At 62.0% G+C, this 23,657-nt stretch carries 20 protein-coding genes; 5 read left to right on the forward strand and 15 right to left on the reverse strand.

Annotated elements, in window-relative coordinates; all coding sequences use genetic code 11:
• Positions 1-11: 11 nt before the first annotated feature.
• Complete coding sequence (gene rlmM, locus ACSPX5_RS14375; RefSeq protein ID WP_439821979.1) at positions 12-1,085, reverse strand: 23S rRNA (cytidine(2498)-2'-O)-methyltransferase RlmM; 1,074 nt, start codon at positions 1,083-1,085, stop codon at positions 12-14.
• 220 nt (positions 1,086-1,305) lie between these two features.
• Here rlmM and acnA point away from each other — a divergent pair, with 220 nt between their 5' ends.
• On the forward strand, positions 1,306-4,047 hold the full coding sequence (acnA, locus tag ACSPX5_RS14380) for an aconitate hydratase AcnA (RefSeq protein ID WP_439821980.1): 2,742 nt from the start codon (positions 1,306-1,308) through the stop codon (positions 4,045-4,047).
• Positions 4,048-4,470: 423 nt separating this feature from the next.
• On the opposite strand, the gene ACSPX5_RS14385 is transcribed toward acnA, so the two are convergent.
• Both ACSPX5_RS14385 and ACSPX5_RS14390 read right to left on the reverse strand, forming a co-directional pair.
• On the reverse strand, positions 4,471-4,638 hold the full coding sequence (locus ACSPX5_RS14385; RefSeq protein WP_439821981.1) for a hypothetical protein: 168 nt from the start codon (positions 4,636-4,638) through the stop codon (positions 4,471-4,473).
• Positions 4,631-5,119: an SRPBCC family protein gene (locus tag ACSPX5_RS14390; protein ID WP_085713126.1), complete on the reverse strand. Its 489-nt coding sequence runs from the start codon at positions 5,117-5,119 to the stop codon at positions 4,631-4,633. Before ACSPX5_RS14390 ends, ACSPX5_RS14385 begins: the two co-directional genes overlap by 8 nt.
• A 196-nt stretch (positions 5,120-5,315) precedes the next feature.
• Here ACSPX5_RS14390 and ACSPX5_RS14395 point away from each other — a divergent pair, with 196 nt between their 5' ends.
• Positions 5,316-6,236 carry an ADP-ribosylglycohydrolase family protein gene (locus tag ACSPX5_RS14395; RefSeq protein ID WP_439821982.1) on the forward strand — a complete coding sequence of 307 codons (921 nt, stop codon included), beginning with the start codon at positions 5,316-5,318 and terminating at the stop codon, positions 6,234-6,236.
• Positions 6,237-6,291: 55 nt separating this feature from the next.
• A complete protein-coding gene (locus ACSPX5_RS14400; protein ID WP_439821983.1) occupies positions 6,292-6,696 on the forward strand; it encodes a lysozyme inhibitor LprI family protein in 405 nt (134 codons plus the stop codon).
• A gap of 113 nt (positions 6,697-6,809) precedes the next feature.
• Here the strand turns inward: ACSPX5_RS14400 and peaD are convergent, their stop codons facing one another.
• The 4 genes from peaD to peaA all read right to left on the reverse strand — a co-directional run bounded on the left by peaD (position 6,810) and on the right by peaA (position 11,382).
• Positions 6,810-7,928, reverse strand: coding sequence for a quinohemoprotein amine dehydrogenase subunit beta (gene peaD, locus ACSPX5_RS14405; protein ID WP_439821984.1), 1,119 nt, complete (start codon positions 7,926-7,928; stop codon positions 6,810-6,812).
• 23 nt (positions 7,929-7,951) lie between these two features.
• Positions 7,952-8,275 (reverse strand): quinohemoprotein amine dehydrogenase subunit gamma, encoded by a 324-nt coding sequence (gene qhpC / locus ACSPX5_RS14410; protein WP_007953094.1) that lies wholly within the window; start codon positions 8,273-8,275, stop codon positions 7,952-7,954.
• 1 nt (position 8,276) lies between these two features.
• The gene (peaB, locus tag ACSPX5_RS14415) at positions 8,277-9,707 is read right to left on the reverse strand and encodes a quinohemoprotein amine dehydrogenase maturation protein (protein WP_085608195.1); all 1,431 of its coding nucleotides are present in this window, start codon (positions 9,705-9,707) and stop codon (positions 8,277-8,279) included.
• Between the two features lie 94 nt (positions 9,708-9,801).
• Entirely contained in the window at positions 9,802-11,382 is a 1,581-nt protein-coding gene (gene peaA, locus ACSPX5_RS14420; protein ID WP_439821985.1) for a quinohemoprotein amine dehydrogenase subunit alpha, read from the reverse strand.
• A gap of 363 nt (positions 11,383-11,745) precedes the next feature.
• On the opposite strand from peaA, the gene ACSPX5_RS14425 reads away from it, so the two are divergent.
• Entirely contained in the window at positions 11,746-12,102 is a 357-nt protein-coding gene (locus ACSPX5_RS14425) for a hypothetical protein (protein ID WP_169431233.1), read from the forward strand.
• Positions 12,103-12,152: 50 nt separating this feature from the next.
• Here ACSPX5_RS14425 and ACSPX5_RS14430 read toward each other — a convergent pair whose 3' ends face one another.
• Complete coding sequence (locus tag ACSPX5_RS14430; protein ID WP_169431234.1) at positions 12,153-12,395, reverse strand: DUF1652 domain-containing protein; 243 nt, start codon at positions 12,393-12,395, stop codon at positions 12,153-12,155.
• A 270-nt stretch (positions 12,396-12,665) separates the two neighbouring features.
• On the opposite strand from ACSPX5_RS14430, the gene ACSPX5_RS14435 reads away from it, so the two are divergent.
• Positions 12,666-14,156, forward strand: coding sequence for an aldehyde dehydrogenase family protein (locus ACSPX5_RS14435; protein ID WP_439821986.1), 1,491 nt, complete (start codon positions 12,666-12,668; stop codon positions 14,154-14,156).
• Positions 14,157-14,338: 182 nt separating this feature from the next.
• Here ACSPX5_RS14435 and qhpG read toward each other — a convergent pair whose 3' ends face one another.
• From qhpG to ACSPX5_RS14470, 7 genes are all read right to left on the reverse strand, one after another.
• Entirely contained in the window at positions 14,339-15,640 is a 1,302-nt protein-coding gene (gene qhpG, locus ACSPX5_RS14440) for a flavin-dependent monooxygenase QhpG (protein WP_439821987.1), read from the reverse strand.
• Positions 15,637-16,314 (reverse strand): subtilisin-like serine protease QhpE, encoded by a 678-nt coding sequence (gene qhpE / locus ACSPX5_RS14445; protein ID WP_439821988.1) that lies wholly within the window; start codon positions 16,312-16,314, stop codon positions 15,637-15,639. Before qhpE ends, qhpG begins: the two co-directional genes overlap by 4 nt.
• Positions 16,304-18,022, reverse strand: a complete 1,719-nt coding sequence (locus ACSPX5_RS14450; RefSeq protein WP_439821989.1) for an ABC transporter ATP-binding protein — start codon at positions 18,020-18,022, stop codon at positions 16,304-16,306. The genes qhpE and ACSPX5_RS14450 overlap by 11 nt, the downstream gene beginning before the upstream one ends.
• Entirely contained in the window at positions 18,022-19,926 is a 1,905-nt protein-coding gene (locus tag ACSPX5_RS14455) for a sigma-54-dependent Fis family transcriptional regulator (protein ID WP_439821990.1), read from the reverse strand. The genes ACSPX5_RS14450 and ACSPX5_RS14455 overlap by 1 nt, the downstream gene beginning before the upstream one ends.
• 117 nt (positions 19,927-20,043) lie before the next feature.
• Entirely contained in the window at positions 20,044-21,069 is a 1,026-nt protein-coding gene (locus tag ACSPX5_RS14460) for a histone deacetylase family protein (RefSeq protein WP_439821991.1), read from the reverse strand.
• Between the two features lie 3 nt (positions 21,070-21,072).
• On the reverse strand, positions 21,073-22,311 hold the full coding sequence (locus ACSPX5_RS14465; RefSeq protein ID WP_439821992.1) for a Zn-dependent hydrolase: 1,239 nt from the start codon (positions 22,309-22,311) through the stop codon (positions 21,073-21,075).
• A 22-nt stretch (positions 22,312-22,333) separates the two neighbouring features.
• Positions 22,334-23,644 (reverse strand): MFS transporter, encoded by a 1,311-nt coding sequence (locus ACSPX5_RS14470; RefSeq protein ID WP_439821993.1) that lies wholly within the window; start codon positions 23,642-23,644, stop codon positions 22,334-22,336.
• Between the last annotated feature and the right edge of the window lie 13 nt (positions 23,645-23,657).

Below are 23,657 nucleotides of genomic sequence, written 5' to 3' on the forward strand. Positions count from 1 at the left end.
CTGTCGCGCGCTCAGCGGGCTTTGGCTTTCTTCACGTCATGGCGGCGCAAATGGCAGGTCACTTCCTCGCGGTCGTGGTACAGCTGCTTGCAGCCGATATCGACCTTGATCCCGCGGGCCTTGAAACCATCGGCAATGCGCTCGAGCAGACGCTTCACTTCGGCGTAACGCTGCTTCATCGGCAACTTCAGGTTGACCACCGCTTCCCGGCAATGGCCCTCGCCGATCCATTCTTCGAGCATCGCCGCATTGCGTGCCGGTTTTTCGACGATGTCGCAGACCATCCAGTCCACCGGTTGCTTCGGTTTGAATGTGAAACCGTCAGCCATCAAGTGCTGCACCAGACCGGTGTCCATCAGGCTCTCGGCCATCGGGCCGTTGTCGATGGCCGTCACCAGCATGCCGCGATTGACCAGTTGCCAGGTCCAGCCCCCCGGCGCCGCGCCGAGGTCGACGCCGGTCATGTCGCTGTGCAGGCGATCTTCCCACTGATCGCGGGGGATGAAGTGGTGCCAGGCCTCCTCCAGCTTCAACGTGGAACGGCTCGGCGCCTCACGCGGAAACTTCAAACGGGGAATGCCCATCGGCCACATCGCCGAGTTACCGGCATCGGCCAGACCGAGAAACACTTCACGGCCGCTCTTGAAGGTCAGCAGCAAACGCGGCTTGCTGGCGTCGTCCACCAGTTTGCCGGCGCCGATCAGGGCCTTGCGCAGCGGGCCTTCGAACTTCTTGCAGAAATTCGACAGTTCCTTGCCGTCGTTGGTGTCGACGACTTCCAGCCACAGACTGCCGCACACCGGGAATTCGGCCATGTGCGCGAGGATCACGCTGATGCGATCGTTTTCCGGCAAATCGATGAAAAACCCGCGAGCCCACTGGCGCGGGAAGATCAGCTCGGCGAAACGCTGACCGCGCATCAGGCGCTCGGCGCCGTCTTCTTCGGTGCAGACAAACTCGGCGCAAGCGGTCGCCGGTTTGGCCTTGGCGTAGCCGGCTACGTTCAGTCGGGCGGCGAGATCGGAAATCTCCGAGCAGACTTCGCCTTCGAAGCCCGGCCGGCAATGCATGAATAGGGTGTTCATTCTTACTCCTGGGCGGGGGCGGTCATTCATCCCCTGCGCGATGTCCAGGCTTGCGTAAAAGCAAAGCCTGTCACGAAAACCGGCGCATGATAGCCCATGTCGGAACCTTGGACTTGCCCATAGAGTCCAGTTATTAGCCAGCTACTGAAAACAGGGCTACGTTGATAGCTCTGCCCGTCCCCTCAGTCCGTAGCCGTGCGGACTCAAAGGAGTGATCGTAATGCCGTCCCTCGATAGTCTGAATTCTCTGAAAACCCTGAAAGTCGATGACAAGACTTACCACTATTTCAGCCTGCCGGATGCCGCCAAGACCTTGGGCGATCTCGACAGGCTGCCCATGTCGCTGAAAGTCCTGCTGGAAAACCTGCTGCGCTGGGAAGATGAAAAAACCGTCACCGGCGCCGACCTCAAGGCGCTTGCCGCGTGGCTCAAGGAGCGTCGCTCCGACCGGGAAATCCAGTATCGCCCTGCCCGGGTGCTGATGCAGGATTTTACCGGCGTCCCCGCCGTCGTCGATCTGGCCGCGATGCGCGCCGCCATGGCCAAGGCCGGCGGTGATCCGCAGCGAATCAACCCGCTGTCACCGGTGGATCTGGTGATCGACCACTCGGTGATGGTCGATAAATTCGCCAGCGCCAGCGCTTTCGAACAGAACGTCGACATCGAAATGCAGCGCAACGGCGAACGCTACGCCTTCCTGCGCTGGGGCCAGAGCGCCTTCGACAACTTCAGCGTGGTGCCGCCGGGCACCGGGATCTGCCACCAGGTCAACCTCGAATACCTCGGGCGCACCGTGTGGACCAAGGACGAAGACGGCCGCACCTATGCCTTTCCCGACACGCTGGTCGGCACCGACTCTCACACCACCATGATCAACGGTCTGGGCGTACTCGGCTGGGGTGTCGGCGGGATCGAGGCGGAAGCGGCGATGCTCGGGCAACCGGTGTCGATGCTGATTCCCGAGGTGATCGGTTTCAAACTCACCGGCAAGCTCAAGGAAGGCATCACCGCCACCGACCTGGTGCTGACGGTGACCCAGATGCTGCGCAAGAAAGGCGTGGTCGGCAAATTCGTCGAGTTCTACGGCGACGGCCTCGCCGACCTGCCGCTGGCCGACCGCGCGACCATCGCCAACATGGCCCCGGAATATGGCGCGACCTGCGGTTTCTTCCCGGTCGATGACGTGACCCTCGAATACTTGCGCCTGTCCGGCCGCCCGGCTGAAGTGGTGAAACTGGTCGAGGCGTACACCAAAGCTCAGGGCCTGTGGCGCCTGCCCGGTCAGGAACCGGTGTTCACCGACAGCCTGGCGCTGGACATGGGCAGCGTCGAAGCCAGCCTCGCCGGGCCGAAACGTCCGCAGGATCGCGTCTCGCTGCCGAATGTCGGCCAGGCGTTCAGTGACTTCCTCGATTTGCAATTCAAACCCACCAGCAAGGAAGAAGGACGCCTGGAAAGCGAGGGCGGTGGCGGTGTCGCGGTGGGCAATGCCGATCTGGTCGGTGAAACCGATTACGAGGATGATGGCCACACCTATCGCCTGAAAAACGGTGCGGTGGTGATTGCCGCGATCACGTCCTGCACCAATACCTCCAACCCGAGCGTGATGATGGCTGCCGGTCTGCTGGCGAAAAAAGCCGTGGAGAAAGGCCTGACGCGCAAGCCGTGGGTGAAGAGTTCATTGGCACCGGGTTCGAAGGTTGTCACCGATTACTACAAAGCCGCCGGGTTGACGCAGTACCTCGATCAGCTCGGGTTTTCACTGGTCGGTTATGGTTGCACCACCTGCATCGGCAACTCCGGACCGCTGCCGGAACCGATCGAAAAAGCCATCCAGAAAGCCGATCTGACCGTGGCGTCGGTGCTGTCCGGCAACCGCAATTTCGAAGGCCGGGTGCATCCGCTGGTGAAAACCAACTGGCTTGCATCACCACCGCTGGTCGTCGCCTACGCCCTGGCCGGCAGTGTGCGCACCGATATCAGTAGTGAGCCGCTGGGCAACGACCAGCAGGGCAATCCGGTTTACCTGCGTGATATCTGGCCGAGCAGCAAGGAAATCGCCGACGCGGTAAATCAGGTCAACACAGCGATGTTCCACAAGGAATATGCCGAAGTGTTTGCCGGTGACGAGCAGTGGCAAGCCATCGAAGTGCCACAAGCTGCAACCTACGTCTGGCAGACGGACTCGACCTACATCCAGCATCCACCGTTCTTCGATGACATTGCCGGGCCTTTGCCGGTGATCGCCGATGTGGAAGGCGCGCGGGTGCTGGCACTGTTGGGCGATTCGGTGACCACCGACCACATCTCACCCGCCGGCAACATCAAGGCCGACAGCCCGGCCGGGCGTTACCTGCGCGAACAAGGCGTCGAGCCACGGGACTTCAACTCCTACGGCTCGCGCCGGGGCAACCACGAAGTGATGATGCGCGGCACCTTCGCCAACATCCGTATCCGCAACGAAATGCTCGGCGGCGAAGAAGGTGGCAACACGATCTACATTCCGACCGGCGAAAAACTGGCGATCTACGACGCGGCCATGCGTTATCAGGCCTCGGGCACCCCGCTGGTGGTCATTGCCGGGCAAGAATACGGCACCGGCTCCAGCCGCGACTGGGCGGCCAAGGGCACCAACCTGCTGGGCGTGAAAGCGGTGATCGCCGAAAGCTTCGAGCGGATCCACCGTTCCAACCTGGTGGGCATGGGCGTGCTGCCGTTACAGTTCAAGCTCGATCAGAATCGCAAGAGCCTGAACCTCACCGGCAAGGAAACCCTGGATATTCAGGGTCTGAGCGGTGTCGAGCTGACGCCACGGATGAACCTGACCCTGGTCATCACCCGCGAAAACGGGCATCAGGAGAAAATCGAAGTGCTGTGCCGCATCGACACCCTGAACGAGGTGGAGTACTTCAAGTCCGGTGGGATCCTGCATTACGTGCTGCGGCAGTTGATCGCCTCGTAATATCGGCAGATGCAGAAACACCGCCAGATCGGCGGTGTTTCTGTTTGGGCACGGCACTTTTCCACACGCGAAAAAAAACCCGCCGAAGCGGGTTTTTCCCAAGACCATTATCGACTCCCTGTCGGCAGCGATCCTTGCATATGGTCGATCATCCATGATCCTGAAACACTCCCTGTGCTTCAGTTGATGAGGCTAGATTACGCTGTGGATCCAATTGGCAATAGTCGATAAAGCTACCAGCGCGTGTAAGACATTCGCTATAGCGCCCCTTCCGAAAACCCTTAGGCGTGTCGGGCGTTGAGTGCAGAAGCCGCCAGATCCGCGACTTTCAGCTGTCCGGCGGTGGCGGCGTCGGTCGCGGTGCGTCCAGCCGGACCAAGGCTCGGCACATGATCCGGGTAGCCTCACCGTCCCACCAGGTCATCAGCAGGTTGCCGTACTTTCCTCATCGTCCACCGCGACTTTCAGCATCACCGGTAAATCACCCTGACGCACCGGCAACAGCCTGCTGCCCGGCGTGATGATCGGAACACCGTCGGGCACCAGTGCCCAACGCTTCAACCACGGATCAAACCAGTCGCGGTCAGCCACCTTCACGCTCGCGTGCCCGGTCGGTTTCCGCCAGAAAGTGTTCGAGCCTGCTCAATTGCTCCTCCCAGCCACGGCTGTCCATGTAGTACGCCTCTTTCTGACGCACATCAGGAATATGCGCGAAACCTGACTCGGAGACCTTCAGCAGCGTGCCGTTTTCATAGTCCTGCAGCTCGAATTTGACCAGTGTGGTCGGTTCCTGGGAGTAGTCGATTTTCGGGTTCACGGCATAGGGATGCCAGCGGAAGGAAAACAACTGCTGGGGCTCGACCCGCTCCACCAGCACGTTCCAGAGCACATGTTCATAACCGGGGTACGTGACCTGCCCCTGGGTCCACTCGCCGGCGATAAACCGCCGCCCCTCCAGGGCCACGCCAAACCACTGGCCAAACGCCTCGGCATCGACCAGCGCGCGCCAGACATGGGAGCGCGGCGACCGGAGCATGATTTTACGTTCAAAGCTGTTGGGTACTGGTTTCATACGTCACCTCCTGTTTTGAACAGTAGGCTTGTATGACCACATGTCCAATGCGAAGTTGTATCAATCCAGTGCAGTCGTCAGGGCTGATGGAAATATCCGGCAGTATTTTGGGGTGCCGGTTCATCAGAATACGAGCGGATCAGCGCGGCGAAACTGATAACGTTTGCAGCGAACCGAACGACACAAGGACGTCATCATGCAGCCCTCCCTCCCCGAACGTTATCGCGGCGCCCTCCTCGGTATGGCCTGCGGCGATGCAGTGGGAACCGCCGTCGAATTCCAGCCTCGCGGCAGCTTCCCGCCCCTGACCGACATGGTCGGTGGCGGGCCGTTTCGCCTGAAGCCCGGTCAATGGACCGACGACACCTCGATGGCGTTGTGCCTGGCGGAAAGTCTGCTGAACAGAAACGGCTTCGATGCTGCTGACCAGATGGGCCGCTATCTGAACTGGTGGCAGTGGGGTTATCTGAGTTCGACCGGCGAATGTTTCGATATCGGCATGACGGTGCGTCAGGCGCTGGATCGCTATCAACACACCGGAGAGCCGTTTGCCGGCTCTACTGACCCGCACAGTGCCGGCAATGGCTCATTGATGCGTCTGGTGCCCGTGGTGCTGTTTTATTTCCCCGATGCCCGGAAAACCAGGCGATTCGCCGCCGACAGTTCACGCACTACGCACGCGGCGCCCGAGGCCATCGAGTGCTGCCAACTGCTCGCCGAACTGCTCGGCAAAGCCCTGGAAGGCGCATCGAAAGCGCAACTGCGCACCCTGCCGCCAACAGCCTTCAGCGAGACCAGGGTGGCGGCGATTGCCCGGGGCGAGTACCTGCACAAGACCGAGCGCGACATTCGCGGCAGTGGCTACTGCATCGAATCCCTGGAAGCAGCATTATGGTGCTTCCAGCACACCGACAGCTTTGCCGCAGCCGTCCTGCAAGCGGCAAATCTGGGCGATGACGCGGACACCACGGCCGCTATCGTCGGCCAGTTGGCCGGCGCCCATTACGGCGTCCAAGGAATCCCGTCCGGGTGGCTGGAGAAGCTGCATGACGGAGAAGAAATTGCAGCAACTGCAGAACGGTTGCTGAACGCATCAAGGCACCGCGAGCCTTGTTAACGCCACGAAATCGCTAAACTGCTCGGCATCTTCAATGACTACAGCGAGAACCCCCATGTACCCACGCCTGCTCCTGGCCCTGGCGCCATTGTTTTTGACCTCCACTGCCCACGCCGCCGTGGACTGCGCCAATGCCAGCGATCAGGCGACGATGAATCAGTGCGCCGCGCAGGAAAACAAGGCGGCGGACAAGGAGTTGAACACGGTTTATCAGCAGATTACCGCTCGGTTGAAGGACACCCCTGATGGCAAGAAACTGCTGGTGAGCGCGCAACGGGCGTGGATCGGGTTTCGCGATGCCGAGTGCAAGTTTTCGGCATCCGGCGTGGCAGGCGGGAGTGTTTATCCGTTGATCTACAACAATTGCATCGCATCGGTGACCAAGACGCGAACCGAGGCGCTCAAGCAGTATTTGAAATGTGAGGAAGGTGACATGAGCTGCCCGGTACCTGGGGCCTGATTTCGGGGCGGTTTAGAGAGCCCCTTCGCGAGCAAGCCCGCTCCCACATTTGAACCGCATTTCAAATGTGGGAGCGGGCTTGCTCGCGAAGGCGTCATCCCTGACGCCGCTAATTACCGAACGAAGATCTGCGCCGTGGTAATCGCCATATCCCCACCCGGCAACTTGATGCTGCCGGTCTGCTTCATGGTTTCGGCATCAAAAATCGCCACGTCGTTGAACGTCCCGGCCAGGTAGATCTTGCTCCCGTCCTTGTTGAACGAAATGCAGTAGTAGGAATGGTCCAGTGTCGCCGCCTGGATCAGTTTTTTCTGCTTGATGTCGTATTTGGCCAGACGATTGAGCACACCGAACATCAGGTTCGGATCCTTCGGTGAGCGCATGCCGCTGAAGTAGATCTCGGTCAGCGGACCAAAATCGGTGGTTTCGGTTTTGCCGGTTTTCAGATCGACGCTGAACAAGCCGTACAGGTATTCAGCGGTGGCCGGATCCTGCTTCTTGTCCTTGAACTTCGCCGCCGTGTACAGCAGCGAAAAGTCATGCCGATACGTCTGCTGGTTCCACACGTACAACACGTCTGGCGCACTGTAATTCGGGCGTTTCCAGTGACGGCTGGGGATCAGCACGTCGAACTTGCCGCTCTTCACATCGACCTTGTACACATCGGCGCCAGCCACATAGAGCGTGCCGTCATCGCCGCTCTGCATGATCGTCAACTGCCGTGGCGCCGGAAAGCTGCGTACCGGCTTGGCGTCCATCCCGGCATCGGTGGCGTACACGTCCAGACGCGGTTGTTTGACCTCGTAGCGGTCGTTGAGCATCTGGGTCGGGTTGGCGATGGTGTACAGCTCCTTGCCGTCATGGCTGACGGTAAAGGCGAACATCGAACGCGCTTTCTCCCCCGGCTGCTGGGTGATGCTGGCGTGGAACACCTGCTTGCAGCTGTCCAGCTCGACACCGTAAACATCGGCGTAATGGTTGTTCAGCACATACGCGGTCTTGCGATCCGGCGACAGCTGCACGGTGCCGGGGCCAAAGGCATCGGGCATCTTGCAGGTCTTGTACAAACTGTCGGTCGCCAGGTCGATGACGTGCAGGTTGTTCGGGTAGTTGGTGGTCAACATGTACTCGTGACCGTCTTGCAGCGCGGTGTTTTCATCGGCCAGAACCGAGAGCGAACAGGCGCTCAGAACCGCGAGTACGGCGATGCCGCAGGCTTTGATGTTGTGCATGCTGGAATCCTTCTTCTTAGGGATCACTTGTCTTTCGGGAAGACAGTGCCGAGGTTGCGCCAGTTGTCGTTGGACGCCTGGGCATCCTTGTTCCAGTCCGGGTAGGTGCTCATCATGTCCGGCACCTGGGCCGGCCACCAGCATGGGTCGGAGCAGCCATACAGGTCGGCTTCCATCGGCTGGCACAGCGACGACACCCCGCCGAACGCATCGATTTCCCAACCCGGGTCGGTGGTCGAGGCGCAGCCCGCGACCGAGCTCATCGCCACCACTTCTTCGATGCGGTTATCAATCGCGGCCTGATCCAGCTTCAACGCTTTGTTATTGATTGCCTTGAGATGTTTCATATCAGTGAGCCTTGCGCGGAGTGATGTAGCTGCTGATGAACGCAGGGTTGTTGGCCATGATCCGGGTGTAGACCTCGATGCCGAAGTCGACCCAGTCACGCATCAGTTCGCAGTAGTGATAGGTCGGGTGGGCCGGATCGCCGTAGCGGGCATAGCTCTCGTGGTAGCAGCCGCCGGAGCACAGGTTACGGATCTGACAGTCATGGCAACCGGTATTGGTGCGATCCAGGCGTTGGGACAGGAAGTCGTTCAACTCGACCTGTTTAACGCCACTGTGGACGTTGCCGAAGGTCGGCAGCGACGAGCCAGTGAAGCGATGGCACAGGTTCAGTTCGCCCTTGTGATCGACCGCCAGCATCTTCAGCCCGGCGCCGCACGGCAAGGCCTTTTTGTGGCCTTCATGAATGTCAGTGATCAACTGATGCAAGTTGGAGAAACCGATATTGCGGTGCTCCAGCGCAGCCTCCAGATAACGCCGACCGAGGCGTTTCATGCTGGCGAACACTTCGATCAATTCGTCAGTGGTCAGGTTGAAGCTGCTGATGTCGCCGGACGTTACCGGAGCAAATCCAACCTCGGCGAACCCCAGTTCGTTGAACAGGTGATCCCAGATGGTTTCAACGTCGGTGACGCCGGTGGTCAGGGTCACGCGCGCGCCGACCGGGCGGCTATTGTAGCGCGACAGCAGCATTTCGGCCTTGCGCCGCACCACGTCATAGGTGCCCTGCCCGCCCACGGTGATGCGGTTGCGGTCGTGCACGGTTTTCGGCCCGTCGATGCTCACTGAGAGCCCGAAACGGTGGGCATTCAGGTAGTCCACGGTTTCTTCGGTGAGCAGCGTGGCGTTGGTGGTCATCACGAACTCGACGAACTTGCCTGCTTCGGCAAACCGCTTTTCGCAGTAATCGACCATGTACTCGATCAGCTTGCGATTGCTCAGCGGCTCGCCGCCGAAAAACACCACGGTGAACCGCTCTTCGTCGGGGGACTCACGCAGCAACATTTCCACCGAAGCGATGGCGGTTTCGACGTCCATCTTCTTGCCGGCGGACGGCTTGTCGAGGTCTTCCTTGTAGCAGTAGGTGCAGCTCAGGTTGCAGCCGGTGTTGACGTTGAGCACCACGGTGTTGATCGCCGTGCGCTCGACGCGTTTGACCGCGATGTCCGGCGTCAGCGGCGAGCCGTCGCTGACCAGTTCCAGCGAGATCAGCTCACGCAGGGTCTCGTTGATTTCCTCGCCGTTGAACCGCGCACCGAGGCGCTGGATCAGGTCTTCCGAAGAGCAACCGGGGCCGCGCAACGCATCGATGATGGTGCCGGTCAGTTCATCACTGGCGAACAGCGAACTGCTGGGGATGTGGAACAGCATGCGGTCGGCGTCGACGTGCACTTCGTGCAGGTTGCGTTCGACCAGATTCAAGATAGCGCCCATTGCAAACCTCCTGTGCAAGCCCCGCTTGGGGGACTTGCGGTCATTCCGAAAAGTGTCTGAATCGCGGTGGCCCAGGACAACTCACGTTTCAACATCAGGGAATGGGTGGATTGTTCCAGCGTTGCACGGTGACGATCAGGTGGCCTTCGCCGGTCAGGGATTTCCCGGCGTCGTCGACGGCGGCGATCACCTTGAGGTTGCCGGCGTTGTTGGTGGACATCTTGCGTGCCGGATTCGGCCCGGCATCGCCCGGGGTGAACACGCCCGCGTCGGCCTGCATGGTGCCGGCGAACTTGACGTCCTCGTCCTCTTTGGCGCGCTCGTCGAACGCTTCGACTTTCCATTGCGCAGGGAACACGCCGATGCGATACGGCTTGCCGTCGGCGCCCTTGCCCCAGGCTTCGGCGTCGAAACGGCCCTGGACTTTCGGCGTCGAACCGCCACCCTCACCGATCCGTGCCACCGAGAACTCCGGCACCACTTTGACCGAGGCAATCTTGCTGTATACCGACAGGCTAGGGCCTTTCAGGCTGCCAACGCTGACGGTGCGCAGACCCGGCTGGGCATCGGATGCGGCTTTGACTTTGACCTTGATCCGGTCGGCGTTCTGCTCGACCACTTCGACCACGTCTACGCCTTTGCCGAAATTCGGCTTGCCGCTCAGACCGCTGCCGATCAGGGTCACTTCGGTTTCGCTGCCGGCCTTCACGTAACCCGGCTGCACCGCCAGCAAGCGCTGGGAGCCCTGTCTGGCGGCGACAAAGTCCAAACCGCGCTCATCGTGCTCGGCCTCGAACATCCGGCCCTGCATGGCGTTGCCTTGTGCGGCGAACACCTGACGCATGGTCACGCCATCGACGGTCACGTTGCCGCGCCACTCGTAACCGCTGTAAAGAATTGCGCTGCCGTCGCCGTTGAACGGGCTGCCATCGGCGTACTGACCTTTGACGATAACCTTGAAGGTGTCACTGCCATCGGCAGTGACACTCATGGTGCCGGCCAGTTCACCCTTGCCCGGCAGGTGGCCGCTGAAGCTCCAGTCGCCGACCAAAGCTTCGGCTTTCGGTGCGGTTTTGACCCAGGTCTGCCACGCCGGGTTGTCCAGCGGGTAACGCTTGGCCAGCAGCGGGACCATTTCCTTGCGGGCGATATCGAACCAGTCACGGTCGCGGGCCAGCGCCTGATACTCCAGCGACGGCCATTGGCCGAGGTGGAAATTCACCAGACGCTCCCATTCCTGGGCCGGACGCCGTTGCAGAGCGACCCGCGCACCGGAGTGGCAGCGGCCGCACATCTGGCTGGTTTTCTCATCGAACTGCTCGACGGTGTTCAGCCGCCGTTCCAGCGCATAACGCACGCCATCGGTTTCGCTGGGCGCCAGGCCCTGGGTGTCGGCCAGGTATTTGACCAGCGTGCGGCGGTCTTCATCGCTGATCTGCAAACCGTGCATGGTCTGCATCCGGGCGATGCTCATCAGCCAGCCTTCGGGGGTCTTGCGCTGGTGGCTGATGCGGCTCAACCGGTCGCCGGCCTCAGGGGTGTGACAGCCCTGGCAGGTTTCCTTGAGGATGGTCTGGGCGTCGCGGGCTGCCAGGCTGTGGGGCGAATGCAGGGCTACGCATGCGGCCACGGCCAGCAGGCTGGCGCTCATGCCTGATCGGAGTTTTCTCTTCATCAACGTCGAACCTCGCACGGTGCTTTCTTATTTTTGTGGCTTATCGTTTTTAGGGTTTCAGCCGTTCGGGGTGATGCACGAACGGAGACAAGCGAAACGTCTGCCATGAGCAATACACGGAGCGTGCCAGCTTGCCGATAAGCTGTTCAATCAAGCAGTTACGTGAAGATCACTGCGTTTTGCCAGCGTCCGGGGTGTGGCCCGGCGTCCAATTTCGCGACAGGTGTTGCAGTGTGAGACAAGCATAGTCACGGGCGACAGCAGCGGCGTTGTGCCACATCGCAACTCATCGCCCGACGATTGACGACACCCGGATACAGGCGCGAAATGGTTGTTCACCGAATGCCGAAAAGGAGATCTGTAATGGCCAACATCACAGTCCTGGCGGGAGACTTTCTGCAGGGTGACGGAGAGTACAGGGACGGCAACTTTACACTGAGAACATCGCTGCACCCCTGGCCGGGTCTTACCCTCCCGCTGTCATCGATCAAGACACTGGAAGTGGCCAACGAAGAGTCGATCAATAACTTCAAGGATGCCATCGGCTATGGCGTGGCCGGTGCGATGCTGCTGGGGCCCATCGGCGCCATTGCCGGATTCATGCTGGCCGGTCACGAGACCGAAGTGACGTTCCTGGCCACCCTCAAGGATCAGCGCCGGATGCTGATTGCCGCCGACAGCCACACTTTTCAGGAAATATCCCGCAAGGTCGCCTGCTGAAGTTTTCGGCCATCCCGCCCGTCGCTCGCGGGCGGGATGGATCAGATGTGCTACAGGGGTTGCCGGCTCTTGTGCGTCTCGATTTCCAGACGCATGTCGGCAATCAGCGTGGCCAGCGCATGGGTGCTGTCCAGCGTCCACAGCGGAACATGGCTGGCCAGCAGTTCGACCCTGCCGGTCATGCAATCGCAGACACGGATCGTCAGCGACTGATCCGCTGCCACGCTGCAGGTGCAGACCAGCGGTTGAAAGCTGTGTTCGATGATGTTTTGGATTTCCAGGGTTGAAAGCATCGTCGCTACCTCCCGGTCGAGTGTTCCAGACCTGAATGCCTGCATCCTCCCAACGGGAAAGTTTATCCGCAACGAGCGCAAGTGGCGGAGCCGCCGACCGGTGGCACGACGTCTCACCGGTTGTCGCTTTTTGAGAATAAAACCTTCCCGCCGCGTTATCGCTGCACCGTCGCAAACCCGGCGCGACGGGACCTGCACGGCCACTTCACGCCTTTGGCACAGCCATTGCGAAGCCCTCTTCACGTCTACGAACAACAAGAGGTTTTCACCATGCCCCTGCCCTATCTGCTCCCTGCCACCTCGGCTTTCATCCAGCGCCCGCCGCGCATGCTGATCGGCGGCGACTGGGTCGAAGCCGCCGACGGCCAGACCATGCCGCTGCACAACCCGGCCACTGGCGAGGTGCTGTGTGTGGTGCCTCGCGCCACCGCGGAAGATGTCGACCGCGCAGTGCTCGCCGCTCGTCAGGCTTTCGATGACTCCGCCTGGAGTCGTACCCGTCCGCGCGAACGACAGAACCTGTTGTGGAAACTCGCCGACCTGATGCAGCGCGACGCCGAGCTGCTGGCGCAACTGGAATGCCTGAACAACGGCAAGAGCGCCGCAGTGGCGCAGGTAATGGATGTACAACTGGCGATCGACTTTCTGCGTTACATGGCTGGCTGGGCGACCAAAATCGAAGGTTCCAGTGTCGACGTTTCGTTGCCGCTGATGCCCGGCGATCAGTTCCACAGTTTCATCCGCCGCGAAGCCGTGGGCGTGGTTGGCGCCATCGTCGCCTGGAACTTCCCCCTGCTGCTGGCCTGCTGGAAACTCGGCCCGGCGCTGGCCACTGGTTGCACCGTGGTGCTCAAACCGGCCGACGAAACCCCGCTGACCGCGCTGAAACTGGCGGAACTGGTGCTGGAAGCGGGTTACCCGGAAGGCGTGTTCAACGTGGTTACCGGCACCGGCATCACGGCCGGTTCCGCCCTGACTCACAACCCGCTGGTCGACAAGCTGACCTTCACCGGCTCCACCGCCGTCGGCAAGCAGATCGGCAAGATCGCCATGGATTCGATGATCCGGGTCACCCTGGAACTGGGCGGCAAATCACCGACCATCGTCATGGCCGACGCCGACCTGAAAACCGCTGCAGCAGGCGCCGCCAGTGCGATTTTCTTCAATCAGGGCCAGGTCTGCTGTGCCGGTTCGCGCCTGTACGTGCAGCGCAAGCATTTCGACAATGTGGTGGCCGATATCAGCGACATCGCCAACGCCATGAAACTCGGCAACGGTCTCGACCCGAGCGTGGAGATGGGCCCCCTGATTTCCGCGCGCCAACAGGAGCGGGTCTACAACTACATCGAAATGGGCCGGGAAAGCGGCGCGACCATCGCCTGCGGTGGCGAGCAGTTCGGGCCGGGGTTCTTCGTCAAGCCGACGGTGATTGTCGATGTCGATCAACAGCATGCGCTGGTGCAGGAAGAAATCTTCGGGCCGGTGCTGGTGGCGATTCCGTTCGATGACGAGGCCGATGCGCTGCGCATGGCCAATGACAGCCCTTACGGCCTGGGCGCCAGCATCTGGTCGAACGACCTGGCGGCGGTGCACCGGATGATTCCGCGGATCAAGTCAGGGTCGGTGTGGGTCAACTGCCACAGTGCGCTGGACCCGGCGCTGCCGTTTGGCGGCTACAAGATGTCCGGGGTCGGGCGCGAGATGGGGTATGCGGCGATCGAGCATTACACCGAGTTGAAGTCGGTGTTGATCAAGCTGTAGAAGATCAGGATCAGAAGCCCCTCACCCCAGCCCTCTCCCAGAGGGAGAGGGAGCCGACCGAGGAGTCTTGCGCTACACATCGACCTGAAAAACCGAGTTGATTTTGGATTCAATGCTGCACGTTCAAGTCGGCGTCATTCTTCAATATCCCCCAATCAGTCCCCTCTCCCACTGGGAGAGGGTTAGGGTGAGGGCCGATATCCCTGACTCAACAACCATCCTCGGATCACACGCCCCTGTTCTTCACTCAACCCTGCCAACACCTGATCCGCCGGCTCATCGCTTAACCGCCGCACCAGCGGAGCCAGCTCTATACCTTGCACATGCCAGATCCCCAGCGGCTGATCCGCCGTGATCACCACCTCGGCTTCATCGACAAAACCATCACGCAGCACTGGCATCCGCTCGATGCGCAGCGCGGCAAAATCCGCTGACGCATGGGCCACTTCCGCGTCCGGCCATTGTCGTCGTGCCTGCCAGAACGGCTGATCGAGCCAGCGCTGTTCATCGGCATAAAAGTCCCGGCCGATCCGCGCAAAGCGCAGGAACAACTGCTCCACACGCTGCCGGTGAAACCGTTGCGCCAGCGCCGCCCGCTCGGGTTTGCGCAACAGCGTGTTGATCACCACAGGCGCCTGTAACGCCGAGGACAACGACTGAAAAATCCCGTTGCCCGACAGCGGGTCCACCGCCATCGCCGCATCGCCAACACGAATCCAGTTATCACCGCAGACCTGTGGCGCAAGAATCGCGGTGCTGCTGCGAGCGTGCAGTTGCAACTCCAACTCCTGTCCACCGGCAAAAAACGCTTGAGCAAAATCCGAGGCCTGACGCCGCGCGCGGCAGTAATCGAGCAACTGCGCCTTGCCCGGTAATCGGGCGCTGGCCACGTCCACCGTCCATTGCCAGTAACACTGGCCATCGTCCCGTCGGGCCATCCACGCCCAACCGTCTTCAAGACTTTCCACGGCGCTGGCAGTCACACCCGGCGTGCCTTGCCAGCGATTGAGCAGGCTGACCGTCTCCGGCCCGCGCAGACCTCTGCCGGACGCCGGTGCCTGCCGCCCCCGAGCCTCCACCAGGAAATCCGCCGTCAGCCTCTGCCCGCCGTCGAGTTCCACCCGATGACCGTCCGCCGAGGAGTGAACATTCAGGATTCGCCCCTCAATCACCTCGACCCCGGCCAACCGCAGGTCTTCGCGCAAGCCACGATCAAAGGTCGGGCGATCCAGCAGGAACTCGATGTTCTGCTCATGCTGCTGACCGTTCCACGCAACCTGCCTTTGGGACGGCAACGTGGCATTCGCCAAAGCATGATTCAACCCGGCACTGCGCAGCGCCTCCAGCACCCGTTGCGACACGCCTTCGAGCGCCGCAAACCGGCGCCACTCGCTGACCAGCGTCACGGCGTGACCCAGTCGTCGCAATCCCAATGCCACCGCCGCGCCAGCCGGTCCGGCACCGAGAATAAGGATCGACGTCATGGGCCGAAACGCCGTTCAGGGCCGCGATAACGAGCGTGCTGTTTCAGCCAGTCGAGCACTTCAGCGTTGCTCGCCTGTGGATGCGCCAGCAGATAGCCGGCGATATGCCCGCTCAACGCGGCACACCCCAGACTGGCCCCGGACTGCCCCGGATAAGTACCGCGAACACACGCGGCAAAATCCGCCTGCGCACTGTCGAGCCATGACCACTGTTCATCGGTGCAACGCGCATCGCCGGTCACCCGCAGCACCTGCGGATAACTGGCCGGAAACACCGCCGCACCTTGCGCCGGACTCGACGCACACAACAGAACCCCACGGGCCACCGCCGCTGCGCAGGCTTCGCGCAACAGACTGCGATCCTGACGCAGGCCCAGACTCAGATTGATCAGCCGCACGTCCTGCGCCACCAGCCAGTCAATGGCCGCAGAAATCTGCAAGGCGCTGGTGACGCCGCGCTGATCGAACACCTGAGCCACGCAAATCCGAGCGGCCGGTGCCCGTCGGCTGATCGCTTCGATCACCGCACTGCCATGCCCGAGCGGATCGTCGCGCAAATCCGATTCGGCCAAGCCGTCCTCCAGCAACGAGAAACGTCGCCCGACAATCACCTGCACCCGTTGCGCCGCCGAGTGTCCGCTGTCGACCACGCCGATACGCAATTCAGGCTTCATGCAGCACCGTTTTCGAAATGAGCACACCGTCGAGCAACTCGAAACGCAGATCGGCATCGGCCAGGGTCGACGGCCGGTGGCTGATGAGGATCCGTGTGCGCCCGGCAAACAAGCGGTCGATGGCTTCGATCACTTCGCGTTCGGTCGCCTCGTCCACTGCCGAGGTGGCTTCGTCGAGCACCAGAATCAGCGGGGCCTGCAACAGCGCCCGGGCAATCGCGATGCGCTGTTTCTGCCCGCCGGACAATTGCTGACCGCGCTCTCCCAACGGGCTGTCGAGGCCTTCGGGCAATGACGTGATCAGGCTGTCGAGTTGCGCCAGCCGTGCGACTTCAGCGATGGCTTCGCGGCTGGCGTCCGGCACCGCGTAAGCCAGGTTGTCGGCGAGGCTGCCGCGAAACAGCACGATGTCCTGACTGACCACGGCGATGCGTCGACGCAGTTCGAACAGTTCCAGTTCGCGCAAATCCACTTCGCCAAGCAGCACCCGCCCGGACTGCGGATCGTGATGCCGTTGCAGCAGATCGATCAGCGTCGATTTGCCGACGCCGGAGCCGCCGCTCAAGGCGACTTTCAAACCGTAGGGAATCGTCGCCTCGATGCCGCTCAACGTGCTAGGGCGGCCCGGATGGCTGAAATGCACCGCATCGAAACGCAGCTCGCCCGAAGTCGGAAACGGTTTCGGCGTGGCCGGTGAAAACACCGTGGGTTCTTCGCCGCGCAACTCCATGACCCGACCGAGGCTGACGGTCATGCGCTGGATCGCCACGTACAAACCCAACAGGCTCTGCACGGGCCCGACCGCCATCCCCAGGTAGGTGGAAAACGCGATCAGGGCGCCGAGTTGCCAGGTGCCCTGCACCACCCAATAACCGCCAATCAGAAACGCGCAGGCGCGGGACAGCGAGGTCAACGTGCCCGGCACGGCCTGGGTGAAAAATTCGGTGACCTGCAGTCGCAGCAACTGGTTCATGTAACCCTGCCCGAGGCTCTCCAGACGCCGCGCTTCACGCTGCTGCTGGCCGGCGGACTGGATGAACTTCATCACCGGCAGGGTCTCGACCATGAACGACGACATGTCCGCCGAACGCTCGCGCAACTGCCGCACATCGCGCTCGACCTTGCGCCGCATCCAGCGCAGCCACAGCACGTCGAGCGGGATCAGCACCAGCGCCAGCAACGACAGTTTCCACGACAAGGTGAACAACATCGCAATCGCAACCACCAGGCCGATCACGCTCGATACCGCCGAGAACAACGAGTCCACGGCGAAGCGCTGAATCTCGGCCACATCGCCGTCGAGCCGCGACATCAGATCGCCGATCCGCCGCTGCCCATAGAAGCTTGGCGACAGTTTCTGTAAATGCCGATAAAGGTCGTCGCGCAGGGCAAACAGAATCCGCCCGGACAGCCGCGTGTGCAGATAGCGGTTGATCCCCGACAATGCGGTGCCAAGCAGCCCGGCGATGATCATCAGCACCGCGATCAGCACCAGCATCGGGAAATTGCGCGCCAGCAACCCGTCGTCGATCAGCAGTTTGACCAGCCACGGCTGCACCAGCACCAGCAGCGAAGCGCACACCGACAGACCAAGCAGGCCGGCAATCGCCAGACGTTGCGGCCGTACGAAACCGTACAACCAGCGCAGCGCCGCTTGCAGCGCGGCGGGGTTCTGGCTGTCGATCAGCCGCACGAACAGGCGCTGCATCACGAGCGCAACTGTTTGAGTTTGCGGTACAGGGTCGCACGACTGATGCCAAGGGCGTCGGCGGCGGCCGAGACGTTGCCCTGATGGGTGTCGAGGGACTGGCGGATCATCTCCAGTTCGTGCTCGCGAATACTGCCGGTCTGGGGTTTCTCGGTGGCGGAGAGTTCGTCAAGCATGCTGTCGGGCAGGTGATCGAGGGTCAGCACGGTTTCACCGGGCTCGCGCATGGCCAGCGCGGTGCGCAGGACCATTTCCAGTTGGCGGATGTTGCCCGGCCAGTGGTAACCCGCGAGCAGGCGATTGAGGTCGTCGTGCAGCACGGCGTTCGGGGCGTCGAGTTTGCCCAGCAGCCGAGCGACCAGCGCGCTGAAGTCATCGCGCTCGCGCAGGGCCGGGAGCATCACGCTGATGCCGTTGACCCGGTAGAACAGGTCTTCGCGAAATTGCTTGTCCTCGACCTGCCGCTTGAGATCGCGGTGGGTGGCGCAGATCAGCGCGACGTCGATGTCCTGTTCTTCCCCCGCCCCCAGCGGCGCAACCTTGCGATCCTGCAAAACGCGAAGCAAACGCGCCTGCAGGGCCAGCGGCATGTCGCCGATTTCATCAAGGAACAACGTGCCGCCATGGGCCTGCTGCAGCCGCCCGATCATGCCGCCCCGACGCGATCCGGTGAACGCGCCTTCACGGTAGCCGAACAGCTCCGACTCGATCAGGCCTTCGGGAATCGCTGCACAGTTCACGGCCACAAACGGTTTGTCGCTGCGGCTGCCGGCCAGGTGCAGGGCGCGGGCGATCACTTCTTTACCGGTGCCGGTTTCGCCGAGCAGCAGCACCGGCAGTTCATTGGCCAGGCCTTGGCGGGCCATGCGCAGGGCTCGGGCGTAGCGGGCGTTGTTGCCGGCCAGTGCTTCCAGATCCGGTTGCGCCTTGGCGGTTTTCGCCACGCTGCGCGGCGGGCCGCCGAGGTTGACCGAGCGCGCCGGGGCTCGCAGGGTCTTGTAGAAAAACTCGCCCTTGGCGGTTTGCACACTGCCGACGCCACCCTGTTGCAGACGGGTCAGCAACTGCACGCCATCGACCCCGAGGAATTCCTCACAGCGCTTGCCGAGCAATGCCGAACGCTCGGCCCGCAGCAACTGACAGGCCTGGGCACTGACCGCCAGAATCTGCCCGCCGAGACTGACCGCCAACAAGCCTTGCCACGGTGATTCCAGATACTGCCGGCGACTGTGGAAGGCGAGGACAATCTGATCGGGAAAACTGTTGTTGAACACCCGGCTCTCGATCTGGCTGACCGCCATGCTCAGCAGCGCGGTGCTGTCGTGGACGCGGCCGAGAGGGCCTTCGCGGGTCAGGTCGAGGACGCCGAGAATTTCGCCCTGCGGGCAATGGATCGGCACCGAGGTGCAGGAAAAATCGGTGAGGCGGTCGAGGTAGTGTTCGCCGCAATCGATCAGGGTCGGCCGAGCTTCGACCAGCGCCGTGCCGAGGGCGTTGGTGCCACGGGCGGCTTCGCTCCAGCAGGCACCGAGGGTAATGTCCTGCAGGCCGCTGCCCTTGAGCCGGTCGGCACGCCCTTCGACGGCGAGGATAGTAGCGTCGGAATTGGCGAGGATGATCAGGCCTTCCTTGCCCTGACGTTCGGCCAGGTAATCGATGGTCGGTATCGCCGCATCGATCAGCAGGCGGTTGCTCGCCAGCAACACCTCGAGACTCGCGCTCGACTCCAGCGTCAGCTCATGTTTGCCATTGAAATGCACGCCGTGGCTCAGGCTGCGCCGCCACGAAGCATCGATCTCGGCACGCAACACGCCATCCGGGACTTGCCCTTCGAGATGGAGTTTTTCCCGGGCGAGCCGGGCTTCGTGGTGAGACTTGGGATCGGTTGTTTTTATAAGAGTCATCAAGCGCTCCGGAGCGGTCCGCTTTGCGCTTCTTTACTTCAGCGCCCTGACGCCAATGTTTACGTTAACGTCAGGGCGATGGCAAGCACCACAGGGCGCTTCGGCAGGTGGATTGCCTCAGCGCTGCCACACCTCGGCATTCACGAAAAATGCCCGGGCGTTGTCTTCGAGACTTTCCAGGTGATAACCGCCCTCCTGCACGATCAGGCATGGCAGGCCCAGGCGACGGATCCGTTCGCCCAAAACCGCAAAGCCTTCACGGGTCACGGCGACTTTGCTTTGCGGGTCCAGCTCGTAAATGTCGAACCCCAGCGACAGCACCAGCACCTCGGCGCCGAATTCGCGCACCGCGTTCAATGCGACGTCCAGTTGCCCGAGGAAATCCGCTTCGCTTGAACCATGGGCCATCGGCAGGTTGAGGTTGAAGCCCTCCCCCGCGCCGCTGCCGCGTTCGTCGGCGAACCCGGCGACGCCCGGATAGAAGTTGGTCGGATCGCCATGCACCGAGACGTAGAGCACATCATCGCGGTCGTAGAAAATTTCCTGGATGCCCTGCCCGTGGTGCATGTCGGTGTCGAGCACGGCGACTTTTTCAAACTTGTCGCGCAATACCTGCGCCGCCACCGCTGCGTTGTTCACGTAGCAGAAACCGCCCGCCGCCTCGGCCCGGGCGTGATGCCCCGGCGGACGGCACAAGGCGTAGGCCGCCGGCTCGCCATCGATCAGCGCCTGAGCCCCGGCCACTGCGCTTTGCGCTGACCAGTAGGCCGAGCGCCAGGTCTGCTCGCCGACCGGGCAACTGCCGTCCGCCAGATAGCGCGCCGCCTGGGCAAGAATGCCGCGCAAGGCGTTGGGCTCGCGGACGAAGATGTTCGACATCACCTCGTCGCCCCAGTCTTCGGGGATTTCTTTCCAGCGTGCGTGCGCTTCCTGAAGAAAGGTCAGATACGGCGCGCCATGCACCGCCAGCAACGGTGCGAAGCCGGCATCGACGGGCTGCTCGACACTGAAGCCCAAACCGTGGGCGGCCTGCACCAGACGCTGCGCACGCTCGGGGACCTCCTGCGGCGTACGCATCTGCCCGCGCGAGTAATAGCTGCGTGGATGGTGGAGCAACTGTTCGGGGTGGAAAAAACTGCGCATGGTTCAGGCTCCCTGTTCGATTCGACCGGCGCGAGCCAGCACGGCGTTAAGCAATACATCGGTGCCCTGCTTCACATCTTCGGGCAGCACGTCTTCGGCTTCGTTGTGGCTCAGGCCGCCAACGCACGGAATGAACACCATCGCCGTCGGGCAGTAACGCGCCAAGTGGATCGCGTCATGCCCGGCGCCGCTGACAATCGACTGCTGAGCGTAGCCCAGCGCATCCACCGCCTCTTGCACCGCCGCCACGCATTCGGCGTCGAACGGTGTGGCCGGGCTGATCCAGTGCGGAGTGATCGTCAGGTTCAGGCCTCGCCCATCGGCAATCGCCTGCAACCGGGCGCGGACTTGTTGCTCCATGGCGGCAATGGCGTCGTCGCGGTGATGACGCAGATCGACGGTGAAATTCACCAGCCCCGGAATGGTGTTGCGCGAGGACTTGTTGATGTTCAATTCGCCAACCGTGGTCAGGCCTTCGGGGGCAAAATCTGCGGCCAGACCTTCAATCGCCTGAATCATCCGCGCCACGCCGTACAAGGCGTCTTTGCGCAGCGGCATCGGCGTGGTGCCGGCGTGGGCGGCCATGCCTTCCACGCGCACATCGAGCCAGCGGATCGCCTGACCGCCCGTGACTACGCCGATGCTTTTGGCGTTGTCTTCGAGGATCGGGCCTTGCTCGATATGCGCCTCAAAATACGCATCCACCGCACCGCCCAACGGACGTTCACCGGCGTAACCGGTACGCTGCAAAGCCTCGGCAACGCTCACGCCATCGATATCGCGCACCGCCAGCGCGGCGTTCAGTTCCATGATCCCGGTGAACACCGCCGAACCGAACATGGCCGGGGTGAAGCGCGCACCTTCTTCGTTGGTCCACACCGCCACCTCCAGCGGTTTGCGGGTCTGGATGTTCTGGTCATTGAGGCAACGCACCACTTCCAGTCCGGCGAGCACACCGTAGACACCATCGAATCGCCCGCCCTCGGGCTGGGTGTCGAGGTGGCTGCCCATCATCACCGGCGCAGCGTCCGGATCGGCGCCGGCGCGACGGGCGAACAGGTTACCGATGGCGTCCACGCTCAGGGTCATGCCGGCTTCGCGGCACCAGTGCGCAAACAGTTCGCGACCGGCCTTGTCTTCGTCGCTCAAAGCCAGACGGCAGCTGCCGCCTCGGGCTGTCGCACCGATTTCGGCCATGGCCATCAGGCTCGCCCACAGGCGCTGGCCATTGATTTTCAACATGAGGTTCTCCTGACATTCCGGGTTAGGCATTGGCCATTTCCGCACGATGGGCGCTGGCATGACGACGGGCGAGGGACAGCACGCAGACCAGCGAAATGCCGGCGATCAGGCTGTAGAAAACCGCCATCGGCCACCACTGCCCGGTGAACTTGTGCGCGAGCATCGTGCCGATCAGCGGCGTCAGCCCACCGGCCACCGCGCCGCAGATCTGATAGGCCAGGGAGATCGCGGTGTAGCGCACGCGGGTCTCGAACATGCCGCTGACGTAACCGGCGATCACCGCGTAGAACGACGCCATGCACACCACCGCCAGCGCGATGCCGAGGATGATCAGCGGCGCCTGGGCCGAACTGACCAGCACGAACATCGGATACGGTGAGGCCATCGCCAGCAGCGACACCAGGCACAGGAAACGCGTCGCGCCGATCTTCTGTGCCGTCCACGCAGCCAGCGGCTGAACGCAGAACTGGATGATCGCGACGAAGAACAGGCATTCGAGAATCAGCGAACGTGGCAGCGCCAGTTGCTGAGTGGTGTAGGCGATCATGAAGGTGTTGGTGAAATACACCCCGGCGATGCCCAGGGTGTTGGCGCCGATGCACAGCAACAGCGGCCGCCACGCGGTGTGCAGGACTTCCATCACCGGCGCCTGCTCTTTCTTGATTTGCTTGCTGGCCTGCTCGCGGCTGGCGAGGAATTCCGGCGACTCGTTCACACCCAGACGAATTGCCAGCCCCACCAGCAGCAACAGCGCACTGGCGAGGAACGGCAGGCGCCAGCCCCAGCTCATCAAATCTTCTTCCGGCAGACGGGTCACCGCGCTGAAGGCCAACAGCGACAGGATCAAACCTGCCGGGCTGCCCAGTTGCGCGAACGAGGCAAAGAAATTGCGCCGCCCCTTCGGCGCATGCTCGCCGGCCATCAACACCGCCCCGCCCCACTCGCCACCGACGGCGATGCCCTGGACGATGCGCAGCACAATCAGCAGCACCGGTGCCGCCACGCCGATCTGCGCGTAGGTTGGCAACAGACCGATGCACACCGTGACCACGCCCATCATCAACAGCGTGATGATCAGCGATTTCTTGCGGCCGATACGATCGCCGATGTGGCCGAAGATGATCCCGCCCAATGGCCGGGCAAAGAAGCCCACGGCGAAGGTGCCGAACGCGGCCATGGTGCTGAACAGCGGATCGTCGGAGGGAAAGAACAGCGCACCGAACACCAGCGCGGCGGCGGTGGCGTAGATGTAAAAGTCGTACCACTCGATCATGGTGCCGATGAAGGCTGCGGCCGCCGCACGGCGCGGCTGGTTCGAAGCGTGGGGCTTCATGGGGTCGGGCTCC

Source organism: Pseudomonas sp. HLG18 (assembly GCF_051903985.1).
GTDB classification, from domain to species: Bacteria; Pseudomonadota; Gammaproteobacteria; order Pseudomonadales; family Pseudomonadaceae; genus Aquipseudomonas; species Aquipseudomonas fluorescens_BT.

What these genes read in the sequence shown, in the direction of transcription:
- rlmM (WP_439821979.1), bottom strand. Translation starts at nt 1,085, where the DNA reads ATGAACACCCTATTCATGCATTGCCGGCCGGGCTTCGAAGGCGAAGTC.
- acnA (WP_439821980.1), top strand. Translation starts at nt 1,306, where the DNA reads ATGCCGTCCCTCGATAGTCTGAATTCTCTGAAAACCCTGAAAGTCGAT.
- ACSPX5_RS14390 (WP_085713126.1), bottom strand. Translation starts at nt 5,119, where the DNA reads ATGAAACCAGTACCCAACAGCTTTGAACGTAAAATCATGCTCCGGTCG.
- ACSPX5_RS14395 (WP_439821982.1), top strand. Translation starts at nt 5,316, where the DNA reads ATGCAGCCCTCCCTCCCCGAACGTTATCGCGGCGCCCTCCTCGGTATG.
- ACSPX5_RS14400 (WP_439821983.1), top strand. Translation starts at nt 6,292, where the DNA reads ATGTACCCACGCCTGCTCCTGGCCCTGGCGCCATTGTTTTTGACCTCC.
- peaD (WP_439821984.1), bottom strand. Translation starts at nt 7,928, where the DNA reads ATGCACAACATCAAAGCCTGCGGCATCGCCGTACTCGCGGTTCTGAGC.
- qhpC (WP_007953094.1), bottom strand. Translation starts at nt 8,275, where the DNA reads ATGAAACATCTCAAGGCAATCAATAACAAAGCGTTGAAGCTGGATCAG.
- peaB (WP_085608195.1), bottom strand. Translation starts at nt 9,707, where the DNA reads ATGGGCGCTATCTTGAATCTGGTCGAACGCAACCTGCACGAAGTGCAC.
- peaA (WP_439821985.1), bottom strand. Translation starts at nt 11,382, where the DNA reads ATGAAGAGAAAACTCCGATCAGGCATGAGCGCCAGCCTGCTGGCCGTG.
- ACSPX5_RS14425 (WP_169431233.1), top strand. Translation starts at nt 11,746, where the DNA reads ATGGCCAACATCACAGTCCTGGCGGGAGACTTTCTGCAGGGTGACGGA.
- ACSPX5_RS14430 (WP_169431234.1), bottom strand. Translation starts at nt 12,395, where the DNA reads ATGCTTTCAACCCTGGAAATCCAAAACATCATCGAACACAGCTTTCAA.
- ACSPX5_RS14435 (WP_439821986.1), top strand. Translation starts at nt 12,666, where the DNA reads ATGCCCCTGCCCTATCTGCTCCCTGCCACCTCGGCTTTCATCCAGCGC.
- qhpG (WP_439821987.1), bottom strand. Translation starts at nt 15,640, where the DNA reads ATGACGTCGATCCTTATTCTCGGTGCCGGACCGGCTGGCGCGGCGGTG.
- qhpE (WP_439821988.1), bottom strand. Translation starts at nt 16,314, where the DNA reads ATGAAGCCTGAATTGCGTATCGGCGTGGTCGACAGCGGACACTCGGCG.
- ACSPX5_RS14450 (WP_439821989.1), bottom strand. Translation starts at nt 18,022, where the DNA reads ATGCAGCGCCTGTTCGTGCGGCTGATCGACAGCCAGAACCCCGCCGCG.
- ACSPX5_RS14455 (WP_439821990.1), bottom strand. Translation starts at nt 19,926, where the DNA reads ATGACTCTTATAAAAACAACCGATCCCAAGTCTCACCACGAAGCCCGG.
- ACSPX5_RS14460 (WP_439821991.1), bottom strand. Translation starts at nt 21,069, where the DNA reads ATGCGCAGTTTTTTCCACCCCGAACAGTTGCTCCACCATCCACGCAGC.
- ACSPX5_RS14465 (WP_439821992.1), bottom strand. Translation starts at nt 22,311, where the DNA reads ATGTTGAAAATCAATGGCCAGCGCCTGTGGGCGAGCCTGATGGCCATG.
- ACSPX5_RS14470 (WP_439821993.1), bottom strand. Translation starts at nt 23,644, where the DNA reads ATGAAGCCCCACGCTTCGAACCAGCCGCGCCGTGCGGCGGCCGCAGCC.